The following is a 24,760-nucleotide window of genomic DNA, read 5'->3' on the forward strand; positions in this document are numbered from 1 at the left end:
ATCCATGAAGTTTTATATTAAATAAAACAATATTTAACCATGCGTACCACGAATAGGATAATCATTTTCTCGAATAAATGATAAACCGTTGGCAAGCATTTCAAGCTCAGGTCTAGCAAATGGAGCGTTTGAGATATCAATGATTTGAATCTCGCCTTTAGCGTTAATAATGAATACCCCAGGCTCTGCAAAAGGATGATCGGTCTCTTTTTCTGAACGTGGGTTAGAGATATACAGCCCAAGCTCATTCATCTGCTCAACGGTTAAGCCATAAGCCATCGGGAAGTTGATATCCTCTAGCTCTTTTAAATGCTCTTGCAACTGCTGTTTGCTATCGCCTGATATAGCTAGGATATCTACGCCTGCATCAGCAAATGAGGATTTAACTTTTTCTAACTGATTGAGGTATTTAGTACAGATCGGGCAATGCTTACCGCGATAAACCACTACCAATTTCCAATCATGGTCGTTTTCAGGTTTGCCTAAGGTTGTCATTTCGCCACCAAGCATTTGTACTTGCATGTCAGGGAATTGACTGCCGGCCTTAAGTTTTTGAGGGTTATTTGATTGCATAGTTCTATCCTTTGAAGTTTGTGTTGAAGTGATTTACGTTAAAGACCTAATGATTAAATTAAGTTTTAACGCTTGGTAAAATAACGAGTATTTTTAGCGAATAAATTTGCCGTAAGTCCCTATTAGTTTTGATACTTGTCAATAATCTTATCGCTCAGCGTAACCAGATCTGAGGCCATAAAGTCTGGTGTTGGTACGTTGGAGGCGGGCAACATAGCATTATAAGGACGCTTGAGAAATGCCCCTTGGCAGCCAGCAGCTTGCGCGCCAATCGTATCCCAAAGATGACAAGCCACTAGGCACAAATCTGACATTTCAACAGCCAGCTCATTAGCTACCATCTGATACGTCTCAGGCGCAGGTTTGAACTTTGCAACCTGCTCAACGCTAAAAGACTGCTCAAAAAATGCGCTTAAGCCAGCCTTCTCTAGCGGTGTAGGGGCGGCGCTGGGTGCTGAGTTGGTCAGCGTCACCAGTCGAAACCCTGCGTCACGTAGTTTGGTCAAGGCTGGTATTGCATCAGGATGAGCAGGCATTTTGCTCATGCGCTCTTTTAACTCATCGATATCGTCATCTGTCAGCGTTACTTCATGGATATCAGCTGTCATCTGTAACGCACCGACGCCAAGCTCACCAAAAGGCGTATAAAGTCCTGACAAAGTCATGGTCTGCGAGTAAAGCACCAATTGAGCAAACCATTCCCTTAACATGTGCTTGTCACCGAACAGGCGAGCAAATAATGGTTCAAGAGTGGTAATGTCGAGTAGCGTCTCATTGACATCAAAGACGATAATTGAGGGTGATTGGTTAGAAGACATAAAAGATCCTTTTTTAGTTGTTGCTATTAGTACAGTCTAACTTTAACTAGACTTGAAAGGTTGTACAAGATAAAATTGAGCAATCACTCAAATTAATTTTATTTTCTAAATTTTGCTGTATTTAATAGCAGCTCTGCACATACTGAGTATTAGGATTAGACATGTCACGCACCGCACTTTACAACCGACAAGAATCTTTAGAACGAGCTTTACAGCTTTTTTGGCAAAAGGGTTTTCATGCAACGTCTTTAAAAGATTTAGAAAAAGCACTCGACATGCGTCCAGGTAGCATTTATGCCGCATTCGGTAGTAAAGATGGCTTGTTTCAAGAAGCACTGGATTATTACGCACAATCCTCTTTAACTGAGCTTGAACGTATACTGTCCAATCATCAGTCGCCATTATTGGGATTAGCCGCTTTTATACGCCAGCTTGGCGGTATCCGCGATAAAGACTTGCCTAGTCAAGCTTGTATGCTGGTCAAAAGCTTACTTGAGCTTGGCGCACGTGAACAATTAGCCTTAGATAAAGTCGAAAAACTATTGGCTAGCATGGAGGCGCGTTTTGCCGAATGTTTTATAGAGGCGCAGCGTCTAGGTGAGCTGGACGATACGCTTGACGCGAACAGGCTGGCACGTCGCTTGCAGGCAGAGGTCATGGGTTTGCGTGCTTTTGCTCAGCGTGATGTCGAAAGCCAAACGGTGCATCAGCTGGCAGAGGACATGGCGTTATCGATAGAGAGCTTACGTAATAATGAGTCCGTTAACTAAGCGTAGTCTTAATAAGCGCGCCTTGTGAGTATTTGGCTAGAACCATGAATATTAACGCTTATATCAATACAGAAACTTATTCGTATTATGGACTAAAGCTTTATTTCGGCATATCTGCTAATTGCTGCAAGATACTTTTGAAGTTCTCAACCCCTTGTGCACCACTAACCATGTGTTTTTGGTTAAAGATAACAGAGGGCACGCTTTGAATACCTTGCTGACGCCACTGTTGTTGGGCTTGACGTACTTCTTCTGCAAAGCGCTGATCCTTTAATACTGCTACCGCTTCGCTACGATCTAGCCCAATCTCTGCTGCAATATCTGCCAGCACTTCTTTATCAGAGATATTACGACCATTAGTAAAGTGAGCGGCGAACAAGGCTTGCTTTAGGTCGTGCATGCGACCTTGCTGATCTGCCCAGTGCAGCAGCTGATGCAAATCAAAGGTATTATAGGTGCGAGTCTCTTCGGTGAAATTAAAATCAAAGCCAACCTCGCGACCAGCCTCAGTCATTCTTGTACGGCTAGCATCAGATTCTTCTCTGCTTGAGCCGTACTTCTCAGTGATATGCTCACGCAAGTTCTGACCTTCGCTTGGCATATCAGGATTTAACTCAAACGGATGCCAGTGAATTTCATGCTTGGTATTGGTTTGCTCAAGCGCTTGTGCCAGTTGGCGATAGCCGATGACACACCAAGGGCAGACCACGTCCGATACAATATCTATGCGCAGTGGCTGCTCTGATGATAACTGCTTTAAATGTTCCATATGACCTCTCGTTAGCTATTGTTTATAATTTTAACTCACAAAACTTCTGCGTGTTAGCCTAGGTAATTAGTCAGCCTTGTGCCATTCGAACTTTTGGAAAGGCTTATCGATTGGCGTGTTGGCCAAATGGTTGGTGTAGTTACTCATCACTTTTTGCGCGGCAGCAAGGACGACTTCTAAAATCTGGCGCTTGGTGAAGCCTGCATCCAAAAATGTTTGTACGGCGTCATCATTAACGTTACCACGATTACGGACGACAGAAAGCGTAAAGTCACGTAGCGCTTCTAACTTATCAGTCGGTAGTGGGGTCTCATTACGTAACGCTTCGGTAATCGCGTCATCTACTTTCATACTTTTGGCAATGCCAGTATGCGCAGGCACGCAGTAATGACAAGCGTGCTCAACGTTGATGGTTTGCCATACAACGGTAACTTCTTCATCATCGAAGCTACTGTCTAAAAACAATTGATGTAGACGTTGATAACCTTCAAGTAAGCCCGGTGCTTCGGCCATTACCGCATGTAGATTTGGAACCATGCCGAAAGCATTGATAGAAATATCAAGCAGCTCTTTGCTATCTGCTGGTGCGCTCTGTTTGTCATGTAAAGTAAATTCAGTCATGTAAAAACCCTTATTATGGTTGTTAGTTAATTATTTAATGGTTATTAAAGTAAGCTAGCCCAATCTACTATAGACATAATATTATATTTGAGCGATTGCTCAAATTTATAGATGATGCTTGCCTACGTAAATCAACTGCAACTACTATAAATGATTTTGAGCGAACGTTCAAACTTAAATGAGTGATTGCTCAATTATAGTTACAAATCAATTAAGTGACGAATCAATTAGCTTATGAACCCAGTACTTTTCTATTGAGTACCTTTCTATTGAGTGCTTTTCTATTCAGTATTTTTTTCTGCCAAGCGGTCTTTAGCAGATTTGTCTTCAGCAATACCTGATTTCCAATAAGAAAAAGCGTATAGCTCATCTTTTGACCAGTCGAGCTCTTTTTTTAAATAGTGACGGATGGCTTTAACTGATGAGAACTCACCAGCAACAAAAGCAAAACGTCTTTGTTCTATCGTTGGTAGGGTAAGGGATTTGACGCTATTGGCTAACTGACTGCCTTGAATAGGATCAGGATTGTGTAGCCACATCATCTTGATATTGGCTGAGGTTAGTAAGTCTTGCTGGTCTTCTTTATCATGAACTTCGATGATACATTGACCTGTAGCGGTGTCAGGCAAACTTTCCAGTATGGCGCCAAGCACAGGTATAGCAGTCGCATCGCCAACCAATAAAAAGTGATCTGCTGCAGGATAGAGCGGTTTGTTTTTCGGTGCCATTAGCACAGCGAGTTCATCACCAACTTGAGCATGAGACACCCAGTTTGAGGCGGGAGCCTCATCACCATGTGCGACAAAATCAATCCAGATATGTTGTTTTTCAACATCTACGCCGCGGTGGGTATAGGTACGCTTAGTAAGGTTTTCAACGTCATCTATATCAAGTGGTTGGGTTTTATCTTTCGGTATTAGTATTTTATTGTTTGCGCCAACAGTCATAGTAGCAATGTTATCGATGGTATCTGGCTGCCCTGATAGATAAATACGGATGTAGTGCGGGGTAATGATCTGTTTATCTGTAACGGTCATTACTTCTCGTACTGGTCTTGGACTGATTGTGTCGATTGTAAGGTCGTTCATACCTGTTATTCTTTAATTTAGTGGCGGCTAGCGCCATCTGTTGTGTCATCAGAGAGTGCTGCACTTTTTATCATATTACGACTAATATTCAAAAATAATGCTAGGTCATCACTGTCTACATTTTGAGTAAACTGATCTACGACCCATCTCTCTGCTGCCTGAAGCTTGACCATCGCTTGCTTACCTTTGGTAGTGGGCTGTAGTAGTTGACTACGACCATCAAGCGGATTGTCTGTCTTAAAAATGAGTTCTGCTGTGACCAAGTCATTCAACGCCCGCGTAATTTGGGCTTTATCACGCTGCATGCGTTGAGCAATAGAGTGTGCTGTACTCTTTGAATCATGACACACACCTTTTAGAGTTCTAATGTGAGTCACGGATAAATCAAGCTTTTGCTGGCGAATGCCTTCGAGCAGTAGATTAGTATAGGTATGCATTAATTGATGTAAGGTTTCACTAAGGGAGGTGTCAGGCTCGAGCATAAAAGCTCCTTAATATAGTTGATATTAGCAACTATATTAAATAAGGTTGATAGTGTCAACCTTTAATGTGAAATACTCTGTACACATTCGATTAAATATTCCTTTACTGCGTTAAATAGTGGATCAATTAACCGTCTTTCAGGACAAATCAAATAGAGCGGATAGGGGGCAACTTGCCAGCCATCTAACTCAATCTCAAGCAGTCGGCCTGTTTTTATATCAGCTGCGACATCTAACCGTGACTTTAGCGCTAAGCCATGCCCCAATATTGCCCAGCGTCTGACTACATCACCATCTTTGCTACGTCGATTGCCCGATACTGCAACATTGATTTGCTTACTTTCTCGCTCAAACGTCCAATCGCTAAAGTATTTATCATTGTGGCCAAGACAGAGACAATTATGCTCAGTCAAATCTTTTGGTGTCTTTGGTTCGCCATATTGAGCTAAATATTCTGGCGCGGCACAAAGCACGGGACGATTGTCCAAAACGATGGGCAATGCTACCAATGAAGAGTCTTTCGGGATTCCATAACGCAGTGCCAAGTCAATCTGCTGTCCATATAAATCCACATGACCATCAGAGACATGCAACTGCAAACTCACTTTAGGATGAGTATCCATAAACGTATCAAGCAAGGTAGCACCCAGTTGCGCCCTAAATCTGAAGGCGCTGACAACCTTATCGTACCGGTTAGCTCAGCATTATTATCATGCAGTCCCGCATAAGCATTATCCAAAATTCCCAGCGCATCCTTACAGTGTTGCAAAAACTGTTCACCCTTGCTGGTTAAGCGTAGCTTGCGTGTCGAGCGAATAAATAATACGGTATCGATATCATTTTCTAAGCGTTTAATAGAGGCACTTACTACTGCTGGCGAGAGGTCCATATGACGCGCACATGCAGACAAGCTGCCCATCCGTGCTGTCTCTATAAAAATACGTAAATCTTGTAGGTTTTTCATGATTTCATCTTGTTGAGATATTTAAAATGGGAATATCTAAAACTAAATAGAATGGCTTGGTTGGTTATTTTATTGTCTTAAATATAACAAATAATAGCTTAAATGACCGTTTAAAAATCAGCCACTTTCAAAATAATATTGAAAGTGTTTTCGGGTATAGCCACTGTTTGAATCACAACACTTTCATTACAATGGGCGCTATTACGATGGATAAAATAGAACACACATCCAAAATTTAAACAGTAGCTTAACTAACAACTCAAACAATAAGGACAGCTCATGACTAAGACTATTTTAATTACTGGCAGCACTGATGGCATTGGCAAATTGACGGCTTTAAAACTGGCAGAAGCTGGGCATCAAGTGTACTTGCATGGTAGAAATGCCGACAAACTTGCCAGTGTCATTGCAGAAGTCAAAGCGGTAGCGACAGACGCAGCAGTAGATAATATCGACGGGTTTGTGGCTGATTTTTCTGATCTAACCGATGTACTCAAGATGGCAGCAGAAGTGAACGAAAAGCTGCCAAAGCTTGATGTACTCATAAACAACGCAGGGATTTATACAACCGCATCGCCAACGACCAAAGACGGATTGGACGTACGCTTCGTGGTCAATTATCTAGCGCCTTACGAGTTAACCAACGCCTTATTACCACTGCTTAAAAAGTCTGATAAAGCTCGTATCGTAAATCTAAGCTCAGCGGCTCAAGCTCCCATATCATATAAGGCATTTGCAGGACAAGACAGTCTCGCTGATAAAGATGCCTACGCTCAAAGTAAGCTGGCACTAACGATGTGGAGTATGGATTTAGCCGACACAGTTGCGGCAGATGACATCAATGTAATCGCTGTCAATCCAGGCTCGCTATTGAATACAAAAATGGTTGATGAAGCTTATGGGCAACATTGGTCATCAGCAGATAAAGGGGCAAATATCCTAACTGAACTTGCCATCTCAGATGAGTTCGCTGACGATACTGGTAAATATTTTGATAATGATATTAAAGATGGCGTCCATGGTGACGCAAGAGGGGCGTTCGGACAACCGCATGCAGACGCTCTAAATAAAGAAGCCATTGCAGAGCTTGAACGTCAAACTCAGACAGTATTGCAGTCTATTTCATAATAGCGACAAAAGCTGCACCAGTAACGTCATCCTAAAAATAATTTTACTCTAAGCATTACCACATTCAATCCATTTATCATCAGGAATAAAAACGATGCAAACTATAAAAGCCATTGGCTATCAAGACAATTTACCTATCGATAACGAACAAGCACTACAAGATATCACTCTTAATAAACCTACTGCTTCAGGCCACGACATATTGGTTGAAGTTAAAGCAATATCCGTCAATCCAGTAGATTATAAAATCCGTGCATCGCGTCCTGCACCAGAGGGTGAGTATGCTGTTATTGGTTGGGATGCTGCTGGTATCGTAACGGCTATCGGTGAAGAAGTCAGTCTGTTCTCAGTAGGAGATAACGTTTATTACGCTGGGGATTTGACTCGTTCAGGCAGCAATGCTGAGTATCAGCTCGTCGATGAGCGTATCGTTGGACACATGCCGACATCGTTATCATTCGCTGAGGCGGCTGCCTTACCACTGACTACTATCACTGCTTGGGAGATGTTGTTTGACCGCTTGCAAGTGCCTGTTTCTGATAGTTCGACGGATGAAAACGGTAATGATGAGAATACTAATGACGTTTCAGTATTAGTGATTGGCGCAGCGGGTGGGGTAGGATCAATATTAACCCAACTATTAAAATCTCAAACAACAGCCACCATTATTGGTACTGCTTCAAGAGATGAGAGTGTACAGTGGCTCAAAGATTTGGGCGCGGATCATGTCATTAACCACCGCAATCCTTTGTCTGATGAGCTGCAAAAAACGGGCATTACTGAAGTAGACTATGTCGTGAGTCTCAATAACACCGAAGAGCATTATGAAGAAATTATTAAATGCTTAAAGCCCCAAGGTAAGCTTGGACTTATTGATGATCCAGCAGCATTAGATGTCATACCGCTTAAAACCAAAAGCTTAAGCCTACATTGGGAATTTATGTTTGCCCGCTCAATGTTTAATACGCCAGACATGATTGAACAGCACCATTTATTGAATGCTGTGGCAAAATTGATTGATGCCGGCGAGATTAAAACCACAGTTGCTCATAATCTTGGCATTATCACAGCCGAACATTTACGCAGTGCGCATCAGATGTTAGAGAATCGTCAAGCACATGGTAAAGTGGTATTAGAAGGCTGGCCTGTGTAAAGCGTTAAGTTATATGGCTTTTAGTACTGTGGAGTCTCTAGCAGGTTGATCTTTGCCTACAAAGTTTACTCGGACAAGCTTGATTCAGGTTTTGTAGGCGAAGTTTTATGTTTTTAAGTATTATTGACTGAGCTCTTTTAGGGCTAATAAAGCCTGCTCTGCTTTTTCAGCTGATACAAAAATATGGTCATGGTAATAGGCAGCGATCACATTGGCGCTAATACCTTTTGTGGTCAGTACGGTTGATACAGCTGCCGTCAAACCTACAGCTTCAAGGCTTGAATGAATCATTAAGGTTATTTTTCGAAAAATGCTTTCGTATTTCAGACCTGCTTTATCAGCCTGATCCCTGGTTAGTACCAAAGTTAAGCCCTCTGATTCTAAAAACGTGGCAATCGGCTTTAACTCTATATATTCAGACAGCTCTCCTGAAACCGTACAAAACACGAATTTGTCTTGAGTAAGTTCAGGCTTCATCGAAGCAAGTAGCTGATCTAATTCTTTGATTCCTGACATGGAGTTTTCCTTATTTGTACTCTAAGCTAAACATGCCGACAAAAAAACAATCTTCTTTATAAATTAGGGTAGAAAAGTTGGATACCTCAAACTTCCTATATCTAGTAGAGAAATTATTGATACCAGATATCATTATTATTTTTAAACCAATTCATATTTTTAAACTAGCTTAGATAATTTTAAATACCTTCACAATATATAATAATTCAATCATTTTTATGCTAGTTTAATTCATATGTCAAATTTGAGGATAAGATAGATACAATAGGCAAGATAGTCAATTCAATCAGTTTAATAGATCATTTAAGACAGCTATCAAAAAACATTGAACCGCCCAATTATTGTCGGAGACTCAGCAATATGAAAGAATACGATAATAAAAACACGAAATGACACCCCTAAGATTAAAGAGTGTGCTGGTTGAAGCAGCTGAACCGTTCCAACTATATCGGAGGTAAGTTTACTTTAGTAATTAACCCGTATTGCGTAAACCTGCTGCCAAAGCATTAATACTACGGATTAGTGGATCCTCAACCTCAAGCTCACCATGATCGACGGCGCCTGCAACGTCTTTTTGTCTGGCACGTTTTAACAACTCGATTTGTATATAGTTAATTGGATCTAGATAAGCGTTTCGCCATTGTAGTGAAGCAGCAAGATTTTGCTGATTAGATAATAAAGACGTTTGATTAAGCAAAGAGTTTAAACCAGAATAGGTCAGATTGTGCTCATCGATGACCGCTTTCATAATCTGTTCGCGCAAAGTCTCATCTTCACATAACTCACTATAGGCATGAGCAATATTCATCTCAGACTTGGTAAAAGCCATCTCGATATTACTAATAAATACGCTAAAAAATGGCCAGCGATTATTCATCTCCTGCATCAACTCTTCTTCCTCTTTGACGCTCTGTAACGCACTGCCGACGCCATACCAAGCAGGTAAGGTAAAACGCGCTAATGACCAACCAAATACCCAAGGAATGGCCCGTAAAGTGGTTTTGCTAGGCAAGCCTTTTTTACGATGCGCTGGACGTGAGCCAATATTTAATAAAGAGATTTCTTGCACAGGGGTCACCTGTGAGTAGAATTTATAAAACCCTTCAGTATGATCAGTCAGTTTACGATAACGCTGCTCACCAGCATCTGCCAAACGCGCAAACAGCGCTTCATAATCTGACAGCTCAGCGGGTTGCACAACGAATCTGGTAGAGCAGGCTTTCAATGTACCAGTGATGGCCATGGTCAGCTCAAATACAGCGGTATCGGTGTTGGCATACTTGGCATAGAGTACTTCGCCTTGCTCAGTTACTTTAATTTCTCCATGCAATGTACCTGCTGGTTGTGCGGCGATCGCGTTATGCGTCGAACCACCGCCCCGACTCACCGAACCACCACGCCCATGGAACAAGCGCGTTTTGATACCGTATTCCTCAGCGATACGATTGATAGTTTGCTGCGCACTATAAAGCTGCCATGCAGAGGTAATGATGCCGCCATCTTTTGATGAATCTGAATAGCCAAGCATGATTTCTTGAGTGTTATCTGAGTGCTGAAGCAGTCCTCGATAGAGCGGATTATCCAATACGGCAGGTAATATCTTGTCAATATTTTTAAGATCTTCAATCGTCTCAAACAAGGGCGCAACTGGTAAATCAGCGGATAACTGTCCTGCCTCATCAACCCTGCACAAGCCTGCAAACCGCATTAATAGCAGTACTTCCAATAATTGACTGGCGTTATTAGTCATCGAAATAACATAACTGCCAAAAGTCTCTTGTCCGACCAGCTTACGTAATGTCGCCACTGAGTTCATCAGTGCCAACTGTTCACGTGTTTTATCAGTCAAGTTATCGGTATAGATGAGCGGTGTACCAGGCTTTGCAAGCAAACGGGTCAGCCACTCTTGGCGCTCACTTTCACTCAAGGTTTGATAATCTGGCAGATTAGAGGCACTGGCAAAAATATCGGCAATCACCTCACTATGATAAGACGACTCTTGACGGATATCGAGCGCGGCTAAATGAAAGCCGGAAGTTTTTACCAGACGAATCATATCGAGCAATAACCCATCGCTATGAGCAGTGTCATGGCCATTCACACTCTGACGAATGATGCGTAAGTCTTCTAACAACTCTTGTGGGTCGGCATAGGCATCTTTTTTAGCGTCACTATCACTGCCTTTACTTTGAATAAGGCGATTAGTAGCGTTAACTTTAGTAAGGATTAAGGAGAGTAATCTACGATAAGGCTCATTGCCATAATCATCGAGATTGTAATCAAAGACTCGTCTGTCGAGCTCATCATAACTTTTGATTTTGGCATAGACCTCAGCTGACACCGTCACAATTGTATCGCTATGAATGAGCTGGCGGCGCAGTTTTTTGAGCAGTACTTGATAGTGACGTAGCACGGTATCCGCATGCATTAGTACGGCAAGCTCGGTGGTCTCAAAAGTCACGAATGGATTGCCATCTCTATCACCACCGATCCAAGAGCCAAAGCTCATAAACGCCGGCAATGGGTTGTCTGCTAGCTCTGGATAGATATCGATAATGGCTTTTTTAATATTACGATAAACCTTGGGAATGGCATTAAATAAACTGGCATTAAAATAGTGTAAACCATTATTTATCTCGTCATAAACCAAAGGCTTACGCGTACGCACCTCATCAGATGACCATAACAAATCAATCGTTTGCGCCGTTTGTTCTTTCGCTTGCTCGTAGGCAAAACTGTCTTCATTAAGATTATTTAAAGCATCGCTATGAGTAAACAGACTTTGCAAGATATTCATTGTCGTACGGCGACGAGCTTCAGTAGGATGTGCGGTAAATACAGGAATAAATTTGAGTTGATCAATGAGCTCTTGCATTTGGGCAGGTTCAATATTGCGTTCACGACATTCAAGCAGCGTACGACGAAACGACCCTTCCCAGCTGTGCTCCGATTGCATACGCAAGGCTTGGCGCTGCTCACGTAAGTAATTTTCTTCAGTTAAATTTGCTAAGAAAAAGTAGATAGAAAAGCCACGTATGACGTTTTTTAAGGTTTGATTGTCTAAAGAAGCAATGAAGTCAATAAGCTCCTGCTTTTTTGCTTCATTAGGCTCGCGGCGTTGCTGGATAAAACCTTTACGCAGCGTTTCGATGGTATGTACCGTCTGTTCACCAGACTGGCGAGAAATCGCAGCCCCTAAGAATGAACCTAATAAGCTCGTGCGCTCACGTAATACGTTATTATCTATCATCATCCTTGACCTTTTTAGAATTAATTAGCATCTTTGTTTTGTGAGTAACTGTGATTATATTATGTTGCTTGGAATTTTTAATAGCTTTAATAGCTTTAATAGCTTTAAAGGCATAAGTTTTATTGGCAATAAAGTATGCCGCATTCACTATAGAAAAATTATAGCAAACCTAATTCTCGTGCAATTGCTACGGTCTCTGTTCTGCTATTTGCGCCAAGCTTGGCGTAAATACTGCGTAGATGGGTCTTTGTAGTGGTTTCAGAGATAAATAAAGTCTCAGCAATCTCTCGGTTGCGCATACCTTTAGCGAGCAACTCTAAGGTTTGTAATTCTCTTTTGGTAAGCGCTTGTATAGGTTGACTAATATTTTTAGTATCAATAGTGAATTGAAAGTCGCTAAGTTGACTTAAAAATTTTCTACAAATAGATAGGTCATCTATTTTGTCGCTGTTCTTTTGCAGCCAAAGTGTTATCAGTCCATCAATACTTGACCCTTCATCTAAAAATATCCTGACAAAGCCTTGCTGACTGGCAAAACTCAACGCGTCAGTTAATACACGCATAGCAGGATTGGTTTTATTTAAAGCAAATAGGGCGCTACTAAGTAGAATCTGAATTTTTAGTGCTCGCCTTAGACGTCCATCTGCTTGCGCCGTTTTGAGCGCGCGTTTGAGTTCTGTCTCTGCTTGCTTGACTTGCCCATCGCTAATCAATAAGCGCCAATGCATGACATCCTGTGATTCAATGTCGTGAGCCGGCCAAGCAAAGTTTGTCACATTGTTTGGAATGTGCATCTCTTTAACTTGAGCTAAGGCAAGTTTGGCCGCCCCTAAATTATCATTCAACCAATGAATGCGCGACTGCTCAAGCTTTACACTCATAATAACCCGTTTTAACCCAGTCTCAATACCAATATCTTTTAGCTCTTGCAAGTATAAATGTGCCCTTGTCATATCGTCATCAGCACTGTCATCAACATTATTAACGTTATTACCAACATTACTATCAACATCACTATTAACATTGTATCTAGATATTTTTGATAGCATGAGATAGGCTAAAATTAAAGAGTCAACGGTGCCATTTTCTCGAACGTAAGGCAGACATTCTGCCAATATATATTGGGCTTGCGTTAGCTTATTTTTTTCATAAAGCAGTTCGGCATAGGGTACGCCGATGACAGCTTTGCCACCAGGTATTGATTTCTCCCCTTTGATCCAGACTTGCTTATAGCTGCGCTGTAGGCGAAGTGCTGCTTGCTGCATTTGTCCTTGGATTAAGTCTATCCATCCTTCTAGAGCATCACATAAAGAGCGTATAAAAGTATTTTGCAGTTTTATATTTTGATGTAGGGCATTATTCATAATTTGCCGAGCATTATCGTATTTACCTTCAACAATGAGGCAATACGCCATAATACTAACTAGGACGCCATATATGAAAGATTGGTTTGGGTGTTGATTAATGTTGATAGTTGATAACAAGGTTTTAGTTTGTTCATAGCTTGTTGCGATTTGATCGGTCATCGACAACTGTAAGCACTGTAGGGCTAATATCTCTTCATATCTATCTTCTATGATAGATTGCGTGGACTTATTTAAAAAGTTGTCAATGACTTTTTGCGCCTCACTATGACGGCGATTGAGCACTAACACCCAACCATAAATTAGCTGCAACGACGGGTGTTGCTGAAACGAGCTTGGTGATAGCTTATCAAACCAACGTAACAAGCGTCTAAATCGCCCTTCTATAAGTAGCCCCATAGCGTATTTATTGAGTAAGCAGATGGCAGGCTGTTGATTAGGATCTTCTAGCAGATGTTCAATTGCCATGATAGGACGATTTTGCTGAAGATACCAGCTTGCTGCTCGATGATTTAAGACCAAGTATAGTTTTGGATCAACGGCTTGAAGATGATTGAGCAAGTAGCTAGAGAATAGATTGTGGTAGCGATATTGGCTATGGCTATTATCTGTAGGCGATAAAAATAGATTCTTTTGCGCCAAGAGTTTTAACTGAGCTTCACTATCATCAGTTTGCAAGACATAGTTGCATAATGAGGCGTTCAGCTCGCTTAAAATGCTGGTTTTTAACAGAAAATTCCTGTGTATATCGCTTAGTTTATTTAAGATGTCCTCAGCAAGATACTGGGCGATCTCAGTGTGAGAGCCTGAAAAAGTAGAGAAAAATAGTTCTGCATCTTGATGCTCACTCAAGGCTAATACCGCTAACTGAATAGCCGTTATCCAGCCTTCTGTTCGATCTAATAACACTTGTATGGTTTGCTCTCTAAATACTAAACCAGATATTTTTTCTAATAAATGATTCGTTTCAATAAACGAAAATAATAAATCTTTTTGGGTGATTTCAAGAAGATGGCCGTAAGAGCGTATACGTCCCAATTCTAAATTGGGTATTTGCCGAGAACCAAGAATGACTTCGCTGTTAGAAGGCAGGTATTCAATAATTTGTTGAATGTATTGCAATACGATAGGGCTATGGATGGTTTCAAAATTATCGAAGAAAATTCTTAAAGGCTGAGTACAAGACGAAAGCCTTTCGAGAAAACCTTGATAATTGATAGTATGGGTGTCAGATTGGAGAGAAGGTGAGGTATCCCAACTTGCATATAGATGACGAACCAGTCTTTCGATATCGTTATCACCCTTGTCTAGAGTAAGCCATAAGGTTTGCGATTCCTCTTGTAGGCAATACTGCCAGTATTGCGTTAGCAGTATTGACTTGCCATAACCAGCTGGTGCTTGTACCAAAATAACTTTAACACTGGACTCTTTATTGATTAAGGTGCCGAGCAATCTGTCACGATAGATGCACCTACTTGGTAAGGGAGCAGGTTGAAGCTTGGCTAAAACTAACTTGGGATGATATACCTCAGCTTCCTCCATCATGTCTCCTTCACAATTAGAATAGAGCGACCTCCAATTATATAAGCAGTTATATAAGTATTTTTATAAACAGTCGCAAAAAGTCAATGGTTCATAACAGCTATAGCTATCTAACCACTACTTTCAGCAGCTCGAATAGCAGTAATATGCTCTAAATGACTAAAAACTAAAGCCTGCTGATCCTTGAGCTCTCGTTTACGAATTAGCTTGGCAAGTTGTCGGTTCAAGACAGTGAGTTCTTGCTGTAGAGCAGTATGACTTAAAATGGGACTAGATTGCAATCCCTCAGATTGTGAATCAGGCGCGGGAGAGGAGCTTATAGGTTCATGTCCCAAGGTGCGTAGCAACTTCTGTAATTCGACAAGCTCCTGATAGTCTTGCTCGTCACCGTTATGCAATTGCCTTGCTGCAATACCCATCGCATTGGCAATCATAAAACCTGTCAGACGATGCTCGGCAGGTAAGGCCGGTATAATCTCTTTACGTAGTATCTCGCGTGCATATTGTAGTAGTGCATCCCCTTGCGGTAGTTCACGCATCGCTAACCTCCTTTTTTGTGTTTGGGTTCACATGTAAAGTCATTTTTAACATCTCAGCTTCTAGCTTAGGTACCATATGACCTGTCAGAGCCAGCTCAAGCGATAGCTCTTCACCAGAGTTGTGGCGCTCGGCTTGTTGGATCGCAATAACTGCCCAGTTTAGATGCGCCATGACTTCCCAATAATGTACCAAATCTTTGGGAATAGGCTGACCACTAACACCCTCATAACCTTGATAAAAGTCTTCGCGAGATCCTATGCCGCCAGCCTCTGCTGCATCATTCCCAAACCGCCAACACTTGGCGCAAAACCAGCCAATATCTTCTAGTGGGTCACTCCAGTCAGCAAATTCCCAATCTAAAATGCCGGTCAATCCTTGCTCATCCACCATATAGTTTCCGGTACGAAAATCTCGGTGGCATAAGCTTAGCTGCGTTTGTTCTGGCATAGTGTCCTCAAGCCAGCACAATACCCACTCAAGGGCAGGGTAGGGAGTAGGATGCTGATCCAAAAACGCCCGCGCCCGCTCAATCAATATTGCAGCGGCAGGCTTAGCAGGAACTTCTAAAAAAGGCAATCGAGGCTCAGGGGGACGAATAGCATGGATTTTAGCCAACTCACGTCCCAAGGTTTGCGCAAGCTTGCGCCTGTCGCCACCTAGACTATCATCCTTTGCCAAGCGATGCGCGGCAGCGGTGCCCTCAACGCGGCGCATGATAAAAAAAGCCACATTAAACAGTGCTTCATCCCCTTGCCAAAGAGGCTCTGGGACACAAACGCCGGCATCATACATGAGCTTAAATAATGCAAACTCGTCATCACGTCCATGGCTTATCGCTACCCCGCTTGGCGCATCTGCTCTCAATACGCCTTCAAGTTTGCCAGGCATATCTCCGCCTTCTATCATGGCATCAAAAGCCCAGTTTTGCTGAATCGCGCCGCCAGATAGTCGTTTTAAGTGCTCAACAGTAACAAGGGTTGCCCCTGTTTTTTGTTGAATGAAATCAGCAATCGCTTGCGTGGTAATCTCAATAGGTTGTTTTATCATAGTGTTACCGTCTTAGTGATTTATATACTTAGTCGTTATGTGCTTAGTCTTTGCGGAGGTTACAATGAGCTTACTAAATGACCACCGTCGATTGCCAGGGTAGCGCCAGTCATGTGGCGTCCAGCGTCACTAGCTAATAAAAGCAAAGGGCCATCTAAGTACTCAGGCAGGCCAAAGCGTCGACTTGGTATACGCTTACGTAATCGCTCACCAGCCTCGCTTTCCAAGAACTCTGCGTTAAGTTCAGTTTTGACATAACCTGGCAGTAGAGCGTTCACACAAATACCATAGCGTGCTAATTCGAGCGCCATGGACTTTGTAGCTTGAATTAATCCCGCTTTTGATACGCTATAAGGGGCTACATTGCCCGCTACGCGCTCGCCCAATATCGAGGCGATATTAATAATACTGCCCGTACGCTGGGCGGCGACCAAGCGCGATGCTCCCTCTTGCGCGACTAACCAGCCGCCTTTGAGATTGGTATTAATGACATTGTCCCAATCCTCTTCAGACTGCTCAAAAAAAGGCTTGGCAGTACTTACACCTGCATTATTAACGATAATACGGGCAGGATCGCCCATCTCTTCGATAACGTCAAAAGCTCGCTTGATACTAGCACTATCAGTGACATCTAAGCTAATAGCAGTGGCTTGAATGTTTTCTTGATGTAATTCGTCAACTAACTTAGATAGTTTTTCTATATTGCGTGCAGCTACAAATACCTCTGCACCTGCTCGTCCAAGGGTTTTGGCAAAATGTCGACCCAAACCACTTGAGGCACCAGTTATCAGGGCTTTTTTACCATGTAAAGAAAATAATTTATCATGCTCTATAGAAGGGCTCATTGGTTATCTCCTGCATAGAGTTGGGTTGGTGTACGTCCTTTCATAATATTACGTGCCATACTCCAGCGGTGTACCTCTGAGGGACCATCATAGATAAGAAAGCCGCGCATATCAGCAAAGATACGAGCCACGATGGTCTCATGGGTCACCCCTTGACCGCCCAGTACTTGTACACAGCGATCAACGACTCGCCAGCTGGCTTCTGAGGCAATCACTTTAGTGGCGCTCGAGTCATGTTTACCTAGCGCGCCTGTGTCTAAGACGTTGGCACAGTGCCAGATAGTTAGCCTTGCGATATGCAAGTCCATCTCATTATCGGCAATTTTAAAGCCTGTGCCTTCATGATCGCCCAAACGCTTACCAAATACTTCACGAGTACGGGCATATTCAGTAGCTACATCGTGACAACGACGGGCCGCACCTAGCCAGCGCATACAATGGGTGAGGCGAGCAGGGGATAAGCGCACCTGTGCATATTTAAATCCTTCGCCAACCTCACCTAGCACTTGACTAGCTGGTACACGTAAGTTCTCAAACACCACCACGCAATGCCCACCTGGGAAACAGCTGTCTAGCGCATCCATCATGCGTTCTATACGGATACCTGCGCTATCCATATCGGCTAAGAACATGGTCGCGCGCCCATCTTCGCCTTTTGCCATAATGATGGTAAATGCGGCGCCCTCAGCACCAGTAATAAACCACTTTCTACCATTGATGACATAATCGTCACCATCGAGTACGGCAGTGGTCTGCATCATCGTGGGATCGGAGCCTGCTCCAGGTGCAGGTTCAGTCATACAAAAACAAGAGCGAGTCTTGCCAGCAGCTAAGGGTCGCAGCCAGCGCTCTTTTTGCTCCTCGGTTGCCACTTCATGCAGCAAGTGCATATTGCCCTCATCTGGTGCAGCAATATTCAAAGCTACAGGGCCTAAAGGCGAGTAGCCCGCTTCTTCAAACAAGATGGCTTTATTCATATGATTAAGATCAAGGCCACCAAAGTCAGTACTCATATGACTGGAGAGCAGACCCGCTTCGCGGGCTAAAGCAATAAGCTCGTCTCGCAGCTCCTCGGTAGGTCCGTGAGAGGTGCAACGTGGGTCTTTTTCATAAGGAATAATCTTCTCGGCAATAAATGCGCGAGTTTTTTCTTGAAGGGCTTTTTGGTTGTCATCTAACATAAAGTTTGGCATACGAATCCTTGTCGCTGTGTTTAAAATAATTTTTTTGGGTTGTCATGTTTAAATCTGCTGACTGTTTATTTACATCATTTTAGAATAGCTGATTTGATTACATAGTTTTGAGGTCGTTAGGTTAAGAGTTGTTAGAGTAAAAGCTCTGTTGGTTTTCTGCCCTATCTATCAGCCATTTAGAAGGTGCAAAGCGCTGACCATATTTGGTTAACTGCTGACAGCGTGCGACAAAAGCTTCAATACCGATAGTGTCAATAAACGATAAAGGTCCGCCCGTCCAAGTAGGAAAGCCCAGTCCCAAGATAGCGCCTAAGTCGGCATCGCTAGGACTAATAATGCCCGCTTCAACGCAGCGCGCACTCTCTAAGGCTTGGATGTATAACAATCGATCGGCGACATCTTTGACATCCAGTTGGCTACTGGCAACAGGGTAAAGTGAGGCAAGTTCAAGCGCTAAGCGTTTGGGCTGCTCAGCGGAATAATCATAAAATCCTGCACCAGTTTTGCGACCTAGTCTGCCACTCTCGTTCATCAGCCTGATAATAGGCTGAGCGTGCAAGCGTAGGCGCTCAGGGGCGAGATTGTCTGCAATGGCTTGATCGACCACGCGTTGTTGTAGATCCAAAGAGACCTCATCGGTCACCGCTAAAGGCCCAATGGCAAAGCTGGTTTGAATAGCCGCATTCTCGATGAGGGCAGGAGCAATGCCTTCATTCAGCATGGCCATACCTTCATCAATATAGCTACAAAAGATACGGCTGGTAAAAAAGCCTGGGCTATCGTTGACCACGATTGGCGTTTTACGCAGTTGCTGCACAAAATCAAGCGCGTAGGCCAAAGTGGTCTTTGAGGTTTTGGGTGCCACAATGACTTCAACCAGCGGCATGCGCTCAACTGGCGAGAAGAAATGCAGGCCAATGATACGGTTTGGATGCTTGCTTGCCGTGGCAAGGCTAGCAATCGGTAGCGTTGAGGTGTTTGATGCCAGCACCGCGTCAGGTTTCAGATGCTTTTCAATCTGAGCAAAAACCTCAGCCTTGACGTCTCTATCTTCAAATACCGCTTCTATAACCATGTCACAGTCACTCAGCAATTGATAATCAGAGGTAGGATGAATGCGAGCTAATGTCGCTTCCATATCCTCTTTTGCTTGGTTTTGAGCTAAGCTTTGATCAATATTCTGAATAGGATGTTTTTTTGCAAGGGCTTTTTCTAGCTTGGTTCGGATAAGCGCTTTAGCTCGCTGCGTAGTTTCTTGGTTATTATCAATCAATACTACTGATATGCCTGCTACAACAGCAACTTGGGCGATACCTGCGCCCATCATGCCGGCCCCAATCACGCCTATTTTTTTGACTGTAAATTTATCAATGTCGATAGGGCGGTTGACCAATTTATCGGCTTGCCCTTTATTGACAAACTGGGTACGTATTAAGTTGCGTGAAACCGGATCGCTAAACAACTGACCAAAATATTTCGATTCGATATCTAATGCTAAATCAAACGGCAACAGCGTACCTTCGTACACCGCACTTAAAATGGCTAAAGGTGCTGGGTAATTGTCTTGGGTCTTTTTACGCAGCTTAACCACATTGGCATTAAAGCTACGACCCGCGTGTTCTGCCATGGCGCCAGCATTATTTGGAATGCTAAAGCCTTTTATATCCCAAGGCTGGGCAGGTGAAACATTATTGTTAATCCACTCTATAGCTTTTGGGATAAGAGTGTCCGGCGTTGCCAACTCGTCAACCACACCTAGTGCAAGCGCCTGTGCAGGTTTAAGAGGTTTGCCTTCGAGTAATAAAGGTAGGGCATGCTCAATACCGATAAGCCTTGGTAAGCGCTGGGTGCCACCGCCAGCTGGCAATAGACCAACGGTAACCTCTGGTAAGCCAACAACGGCTTTTGGATTATCGCTCAAGATACGATAATGACAGGCTAATGCCAACTCCAAACCGCCGCCTAGGGCTGAGCCGTTTAATGCCGCTACAAAAGGTTTGCCGGATGTCTCCATCCGTCGAAACAACGTATTTTCTTTGTCAAATAAATGCGTCGCTTCTGAGGCTTGCCAATCTTCTCTATATTGTTGCAGCAAATCTTTAAGATCTGCACCCACGATAAAGCTGGACTTGTTCGAGCTGATAATAGCCCCTTTTATACTATCGTCAGCAATGACTGTATTGATAGCATCTTCAAGATCAGCTACTAGAGCTGGCGTAAATATATTGACCGAACGCTCGGGCAGATCAATCTCAATCTGAGCAATACCGTCGGTAATCGTAAGGTTTAAGGTAGTCAAACGGGCGTCTTTAGAAATAGTCAAAAGGGTAGTGCTCCCATGTTTTTAAATGATCAATTTATAAACGCTCAATAGTTAGATACGCTCGATTAAGGTGGCCGTTGCCTGACCAGAGGCTGCGCATAAGGTGACAATAGCCGTAGCGAGTCCTTGGCGTTCCAGCTCATCGAGCACCGTACCGACTAGCATTGCCCCTGTCGCACCTAGCGGATGTCCGAGGGCAATAGCGCCACCATTCACATTAACTATGCTGTCATCAAGGTTGAAATACTGCATATAGGTCAAGGGAACGACTGCAAAGGCTTCATTTATCTCAAATAAATCAATGTCTGCGATAGTCATTTTGGCTTGTTTAAGGAGTTTTTCGGTGGCAGGTATCGGTCCACTAAGACTCAGCAGGGGCTCGCTGGCTATTTGAGTAAAATGACGAATGCGCGCACGCGGTTTTAGATTATTCATAACGCCATAATCAGCCGATCCTATTAATATAGCGCTAGCACCATCAACGATACCGCTCGAGTTTCCCCCAGTATGGATATGCTCAATCATCTCTAGCTGCGGATAACGCTGCTTGGCAATCGAATCATAACCAAGCTCACCAAGTCCACCAAACACAGGTTTTAGTTTAGCTAGACTTTCTATAGTGGTCTCTGGACGTAGTGCTTCATCTTTGGCTAACAATAATTGACCGTTGACATCAAGAACCTCAATTAGTGATTTATCAAAGCGTCCTTGCGTTTGCGCACGAGCTGCGCGCTGTTGACTTTGAGCTGCATAAGTATCTACATCGTCACGATTAAAACCATTTAAGGTGGCCATTAAATCGGCTGCGACGCCATTTGGCATATAAGGGAAATTGCGCAAAACCTGTGGATCACTATAACAAGCACCGCCATCTGAACCAATAGCGACACGTGACATAGACTCGACCCCGCCAGCGATGACGCCAGAGTTGATACCCGCCATGATACTAGCGACGCCTTGATTGAGCGTATCAAGAGATGAGGTGCAAAAGCGATTGAGCTGATAGCCTGGTACACTGCTACCGTAGCCAGCATCCAGAAGCGCTGAACGAGTAAGATCCGCGCCTTGCTCGCCAATGGGCATCACGATACCAAAGCCCACATCGTCTATAGCACTGGCATCAAACTGGTTGCGAAGATGCAACTGGCTTAGCACTTGGCTGGCAAGATTAATAGACGTGACCTCATGCAAAGCGCCGCTAGCACGACCTTTACCACGTGGCGTTCTGATGTGATCATAAATAAAAGCGTCATTCATAAAGGTATCCTAAAGGTGTACAAATAAAGTAGTTTTAACGAAAATCAGGCGCACGTTTTTCTTTAAAAGCAGCCACACCTTCTTTAAATTCAGGTTTTTCGATTAACACGCATTGACGTTGTCTTTCATAATCAAGCTGTGCTTCTAAAGTCATGGTTTGTGCGTGATGTAGCGCTTGACGTAGCTCTAAAGCGGCGTGTCTCGGCATTTTTGCTAATCGATTAGCAGTACTAAGCGCAACTTCCATCAGCTTATCGTCATCAACGCTTTGCCAAATGAGACCCCATTCTACCGCTTGCTGGGCACTGATTTTGTCACCTAATAATGCCGCCGCTGTGGCGCGTGCTAAGCCAATACGGCGAGACAACTGCCATGTCACACCGACATCAGGAATTAAGCCTAGTTTTGCGCTAAAAGTTAAAACAAGGGTGGCCGAGTTTGCTGCAATACTGATATCACCTGCCAGCGCCAAACCGACACCAGCGCCAGCCGCCACACCATTGATAGCAACGACAACCGGTATAGGCATATTGTACAAATCTTGAATCCAAGGGTTGGTATGGTCGCGCATGGTCGCGTTAAGTAATGAGCCTGCCGAATGCTGCTCATCACCGCCCGATAGCTCGTCGTTTAGCTCAGCACCGGCACAAAAGCTGCGACCTTCGGCCGTTAATATCATGGCTCGAATAGTGTTATCCTGGCGAATATCTGCTAGCGCTTGTCTAGCATCAACTGCCATTTGCTCAGTCATGCTATTTAACACATTAGGGCGATTGAGTTTGACGATAGCGATAGTGTCGCGTACTTCTACTATGATAGTTTCCATATGATCTGACCTTTAATATCGTTTAAGTGCTGCCAGTTAAGTGGTGCAATATAGTCCTATGATTCAATATGCGCTCAAGTCAACTTTAACTATAAGATTAAGGGCTATGACTGAGACCAATAAGCTGCACGTAGCTCGCTTTTTAATACTTTTCCAGCGGCAGATAAAGGAAATTCTGTACGAAATTCGATACTTCTAGGGCATTTGTAACCTGCAATCAAAGTACGACAAAAACTTATGACTTCATCTGTGTTCAAACTGTGCTTGTCTCTAACAATAATCATGGCATGCACTGTTTCACCCCATTTAGCATCAGGGATAGCGATGACGGCACACATCTGCACAGAGGGATGTGACAAGATGGCATTCTCAACTTCGGATGAGTAAATATTCTCTCCGCCGCTCACGATCATATCTTTGAGCCTATCAGTAACGAATAGATAGCCATCATCATCTAGATAACCGCCATCACCGGTATACAGCCAGCCATTTCGAAATACGTTTTCAGTCTCGGTCGGTTTATTCCAATAGCCCAGCATCAACGAAGGAGTCCGCACCGTAATCTCACCAAACTCGCCAAATGCACACTCCTCACCAGTACTAGGATGAACGATTTTTACCTCGCAAGTAGGGGTAGGTCGTCCAGCTGATTTTAGCTTCTGTCGTTTTTGCCCTTCTATAGTGTGACAAAATGCGGGCAGTACCGTGACTACAGGTGCCACCTCAGTCATGCCATAAACTTGCATAAACTGGCTATTGGGCAAAGCGTGAATGGCCTGCTTTAAGAGTGTTTCATCGATGGACGCTGCACCATAAACGATGTTGCGTAAGCTACTGAGATCATGGTTGGCAAAATCAGGGCAGTCTAATACCATTTGTAACATCGTCGGCACTAAAAAGGTCTCATTGACTTGCTCCTGTTCGATAGTCTGTATCACCAGCTTAGGATCAAAGTAAGGCAAAATAACTTGCGTAATTTGGCGCAAAGCTGACTGAAATAAGGTGGCAAGACCGCCAACGTGAAATAGAGGGGCGACGTGCATCTCGACGTTAATCTCTGGGCGCTGTGCCGCCGCAAGCGTGGATAACGCATTCATTAAGATTGCTTGATGCGACAACATGACGCCTTTTGGCTGACCAGTCGTGCCGCCAGTGTACAAAACAGCCGCCAAATCATTATCGCTGCGGTGGTTGTCTTCAATAGGCTCGCTTAGATTCAATAAGGTTTCATAATCATATGTGCCATCGGGAGCGCTATCCTCGCCGCAATAGATGACGATCTCAAGGCAAGGACTTAAGCGTTTTAGATCATCAAGAATAGGGATGAAATTGTCATCAATAAAAAGAACTCGAGTATGGCAGTCTATTAAAGAGTAAGCGATTTCTTGACAGCACCAACGAGTATTAATAGGATTAATGACAGCGCCTGCCCAAAGGGTGGCATAAATAGATTCTATATAATAATCGGAGTTGGCTGCTAGCATACCTACGCGATCTTCCGTTTTTACATCGAACTGTTGCAGTACACCGGCAAGTTTGGCCACTCGGTCGATGACTTGTAAATGAGTGGTTCGGCGCTGCTTAAATACCGTGGCAATCTCTGTGGGTTTTTCACGTGCGGCTTTATGAATGACTTGGGTAAGATGCATCTGAGGACTCCATTTCCCTTAAACTGTTTACAGGCTAAATAA

The 24,760-nt window shown here is 43.4% G+C and carries 22 protein-coding genes; 3 read left to right on the forward strand and 19 right to left on the reverse strand.

Going from position 1 to position 24,760, the window contains the following annotated elements:
- Nucleotides 1–33 precede the first annotated feature (33 nt).
- Together ACR63N_RS06860 and ACR63N_RS06865 are read right to left on the reverse strand one after the other, a co-directional pair.
- Nucleotides 34–573 (reverse strand): peroxiredoxin-like family protein, encoded by a 540-nt coding sequence (locus tag ACR63N_RS06860; RefSeq protein WP_472782654.1) that lies wholly within the window; start codon nt 571–573, stop codon nt 34–36.
- A 122-nt stretch (nt 574–695) separates the two neighbouring features.
- Entirely contained in the window at nt 696–1,391 is a 696-nt protein-coding gene (locus tag ACR63N_RS06865) for a haloacid dehalogenase type II (protein ID WP_472782655.1), read from the reverse strand.
- A gap of 161 nt (nt 1,392–1,552) precedes the next feature.
- Here ACR63N_RS06865 and ACR63N_RS06870 point away from each other — a divergent pair, with 161 nt between their 5' ends.
- Nucleotides 1,553–2,161: a TetR/AcrR family transcriptional regulator gene (locus tag ACR63N_RS06870; RefSeq protein ID WP_472782656.1), complete on the forward strand. Its 609-nt coding sequence runs from the start codon at nt 1,553–1,555 to the stop codon at nt 2,159–2,161.
- Nucleotides 2,162–2,261: 100 nt separating this feature from the next.
- Here ACR63N_RS06870 and ACR63N_RS06875 read toward each other — a convergent pair whose 3' ends face one another.
- The 6 genes from ACR63N_RS06875 to ACR63N_RS06900 all read right to left on the reverse strand — a co-directional run bounded on the left by ACR63N_RS06875 (nt 2,262) and on the right by ACR63N_RS06900 (nt 6,085).
- On the reverse strand, nt 2,262–2,930 hold the full coding sequence (locus ACR63N_RS06875) for a DsbA family oxidoreductase (RefSeq protein ID WP_472782657.1): 669 nt from the start codon (nt 2,928–2,930) through the stop codon (nt 2,262–2,264).
- A 66-nt stretch (nt 2,931–2,996) separates the two neighbouring features.
- A complete protein-coding gene (locus ACR63N_RS06880) occupies nt 2,997–3,551 on the reverse strand; it encodes a carboxymuconolactone decarboxylase family protein (protein ID WP_472782658.1) in 555 nt (184 codons plus the stop codon).
- A 281-nt stretch (nt 3,552–3,832) separates the two neighbouring features.
- A complete protein-coding gene (locus ACR63N_RS06885) occupies nt 3,833–4,639 on the reverse strand; it encodes a siderophore-interacting protein (RefSeq protein ID WP_367105948.1) in 807 nt (268 codons plus the stop codon).
- Nucleotides 4,640–4,656: 17 nt separating this feature from the next.
- Entirely contained in the window at nt 4,657–5,121 is a 465-nt protein-coding gene (locus ACR63N_RS06890) for a MarR family winged helix-turn-helix transcriptional regulator (protein WP_367105947.1), read from the reverse strand.
- Nucleotides 5,122–5,183: 62 nt separating this feature from the next.
- On the reverse strand, nt 5,184–5,744 hold the full coding sequence (locus tag ACR63N_RS06895) for a substrate binding domain-containing protein (protein ID WP_472782659.1): 561 nt from the start codon (nt 5,742–5,744) through the stop codon (nt 5,184–5,186).
- Entirely contained in the window at nt 5,723–6,085 is a 363-nt protein-coding gene (locus tag ACR63N_RS06900; protein WP_367105945.1) for a LysR family transcriptional regulator, read from the reverse strand. Before ACR63N_RS06900 ends, ACR63N_RS06895 begins: the two co-directional genes overlap by 22 nt.
- A gap of 279 nt (nt 6,086–6,364) precedes the next feature.
- On the opposite strand from ACR63N_RS06900, the gene ACR63N_RS06905 reads away from it, so the two are divergent.
- Both ACR63N_RS06905 and ACR63N_RS06910 read left to right on the forward strand, forming a co-directional pair.
- Nucleotides 6,365–7,213, forward strand: a complete 849-nt coding sequence (locus ACR63N_RS06905; RefSeq protein WP_367105944.1) for an SDR family NAD(P)-dependent oxidoreductase — start codon at nt 6,365–6,367, stop codon at nt 7,211–7,213.
- A 103-nt stretch (nt 7,214–7,316) separates the two neighbouring features.
- Nucleotides 7,317–8,366 (forward strand): zinc-binding alcohol dehydrogenase family protein, encoded by a 1,050-nt coding sequence (locus ACR63N_RS06910; RefSeq protein WP_367106193.1) that lies wholly within the window; start codon nt 7,317–7,319, stop codon nt 8,364–8,366.
- Nucleotides 8,367–8,486: 120 nt separating this feature from the next.
- On the opposite strand, the gene ACR63N_RS06915 is transcribed toward ACR63N_RS06910, so the two are convergent.
- From ACR63N_RS06915 to ACR63N_RS06965, 11 genes are all read right to left on the reverse strand, one after another.
- On the reverse strand, nt 8,487–8,882 hold the full coding sequence (locus ACR63N_RS06915; protein ID WP_367105943.1) for an ACT domain-containing protein: 396 nt from the start codon (nt 8,880–8,882) through the stop codon (nt 8,487–8,489).
- 472 nt (nt 8,883–9,354) lie between these two features.
- Nucleotides 9,355–12,135 carry a phosphoenolpyruvate carboxylase gene (gene ppc / locus ACR63N_RS06920; protein WP_472782660.1) on the reverse strand — a complete coding sequence of 927 codons (2,781 nt, stop codon included), beginning with the start codon at nt 12,133–12,135 and terminating at the stop codon, nt 9,355–9,357.
- Nucleotides 12,136–12,290: 155 nt separating this feature from the next.
- Nucleotides 12,291–15,041, reverse strand: coding sequence for a winged helix-turn-helix domain-containing protein (locus tag ACR63N_RS06925; RefSeq protein WP_472782661.1), 2,751 nt, complete (start codon nt 15,039–15,041; stop codon nt 12,291–12,293).
- 107 nt (nt 15,042–15,148) lie between these two features.
- Entirely contained in the window at nt 15,149–15,577 is a 429-nt protein-coding gene (locus tag ACR63N_RS06930) for a DUF6285 domain-containing protein (RefSeq protein ID WP_367105940.1), read from the reverse strand.
- Complete coding sequence (locus ACR63N_RS06935; RefSeq protein WP_472782662.1) at nt 15,570–16,625, reverse strand: phosphotransferase family protein; 1,056 nt, start codon at nt 16,623–16,625, stop codon at nt 15,570–15,572. The genes ACR63N_RS06930 and ACR63N_RS06935 overlap by 8 nt, the downstream gene beginning before the upstream one ends.
- A 59-nt stretch (nt 16,626–16,684) precedes the next feature.
- The gene (locus tag ACR63N_RS06940) at nt 16,685–17,470 is read right to left on the reverse strand and encodes an SDR family NAD(P)-dependent oxidoreductase (protein ID WP_367105938.1); all 786 of its coding nucleotides are present in this window, start codon (nt 17,468–17,470) and stop codon (nt 16,685–16,687) included.
- Entirely contained in the window at nt 17,467–18,663 is a 1,197-nt protein-coding gene (locus tag ACR63N_RS06945; RefSeq protein ID WP_367105937.1) for an acyl-CoA dehydrogenase family protein, read from the reverse strand. The genes ACR63N_RS06940 and ACR63N_RS06945 overlap by 4 nt, the downstream gene beginning before the upstream one ends.
- 121 nt (nt 18,664–18,784) lie before the next feature.
- A complete protein-coding gene (locus ACR63N_RS06950; protein ID WP_367105936.1) occupies nt 18,785–20,986 on the reverse strand; it encodes a 3-hydroxyacyl-CoA dehydrogenase NAD-binding domain-containing protein in 2,202 nt (733 codons plus the stop codon).
- A 51-nt stretch (nt 20,987–21,037) separates the two neighbouring features.
- The gene (locus ACR63N_RS06955; RefSeq protein WP_367105935.1) at nt 21,038–22,243 is read right to left on the reverse strand and encodes an acetyl-CoA C-acetyltransferase; all 1,206 of its coding nucleotides are present in this window, start codon (nt 22,241–22,243) and stop codon (nt 21,038–21,040) included.
- Between the two features lie 34 nt (nt 22,244–22,277).
- Complete coding sequence (locus ACR63N_RS06960) at nt 22,278–23,069, reverse strand: enoyl-CoA hydratase-related protein (protein ID WP_367105934.1); 792 nt, start codon at nt 23,067–23,069, stop codon at nt 22,278–22,280.
- 104 nt (nt 23,070–23,173) lie between these two features.
- Entirely contained in the window at nt 23,174–24,718 is a 1,545-nt protein-coding gene (locus ACR63N_RS06965) for a long-chain-fatty-acid--CoA ligase (protein WP_367105933.1), read from the reverse strand.
- Nucleotides 24,719–24,760: the final 42 nt, after the last annotated feature.

This window comes from Psychrobacter sp. M4 (genome assembly GCF_055699795.1).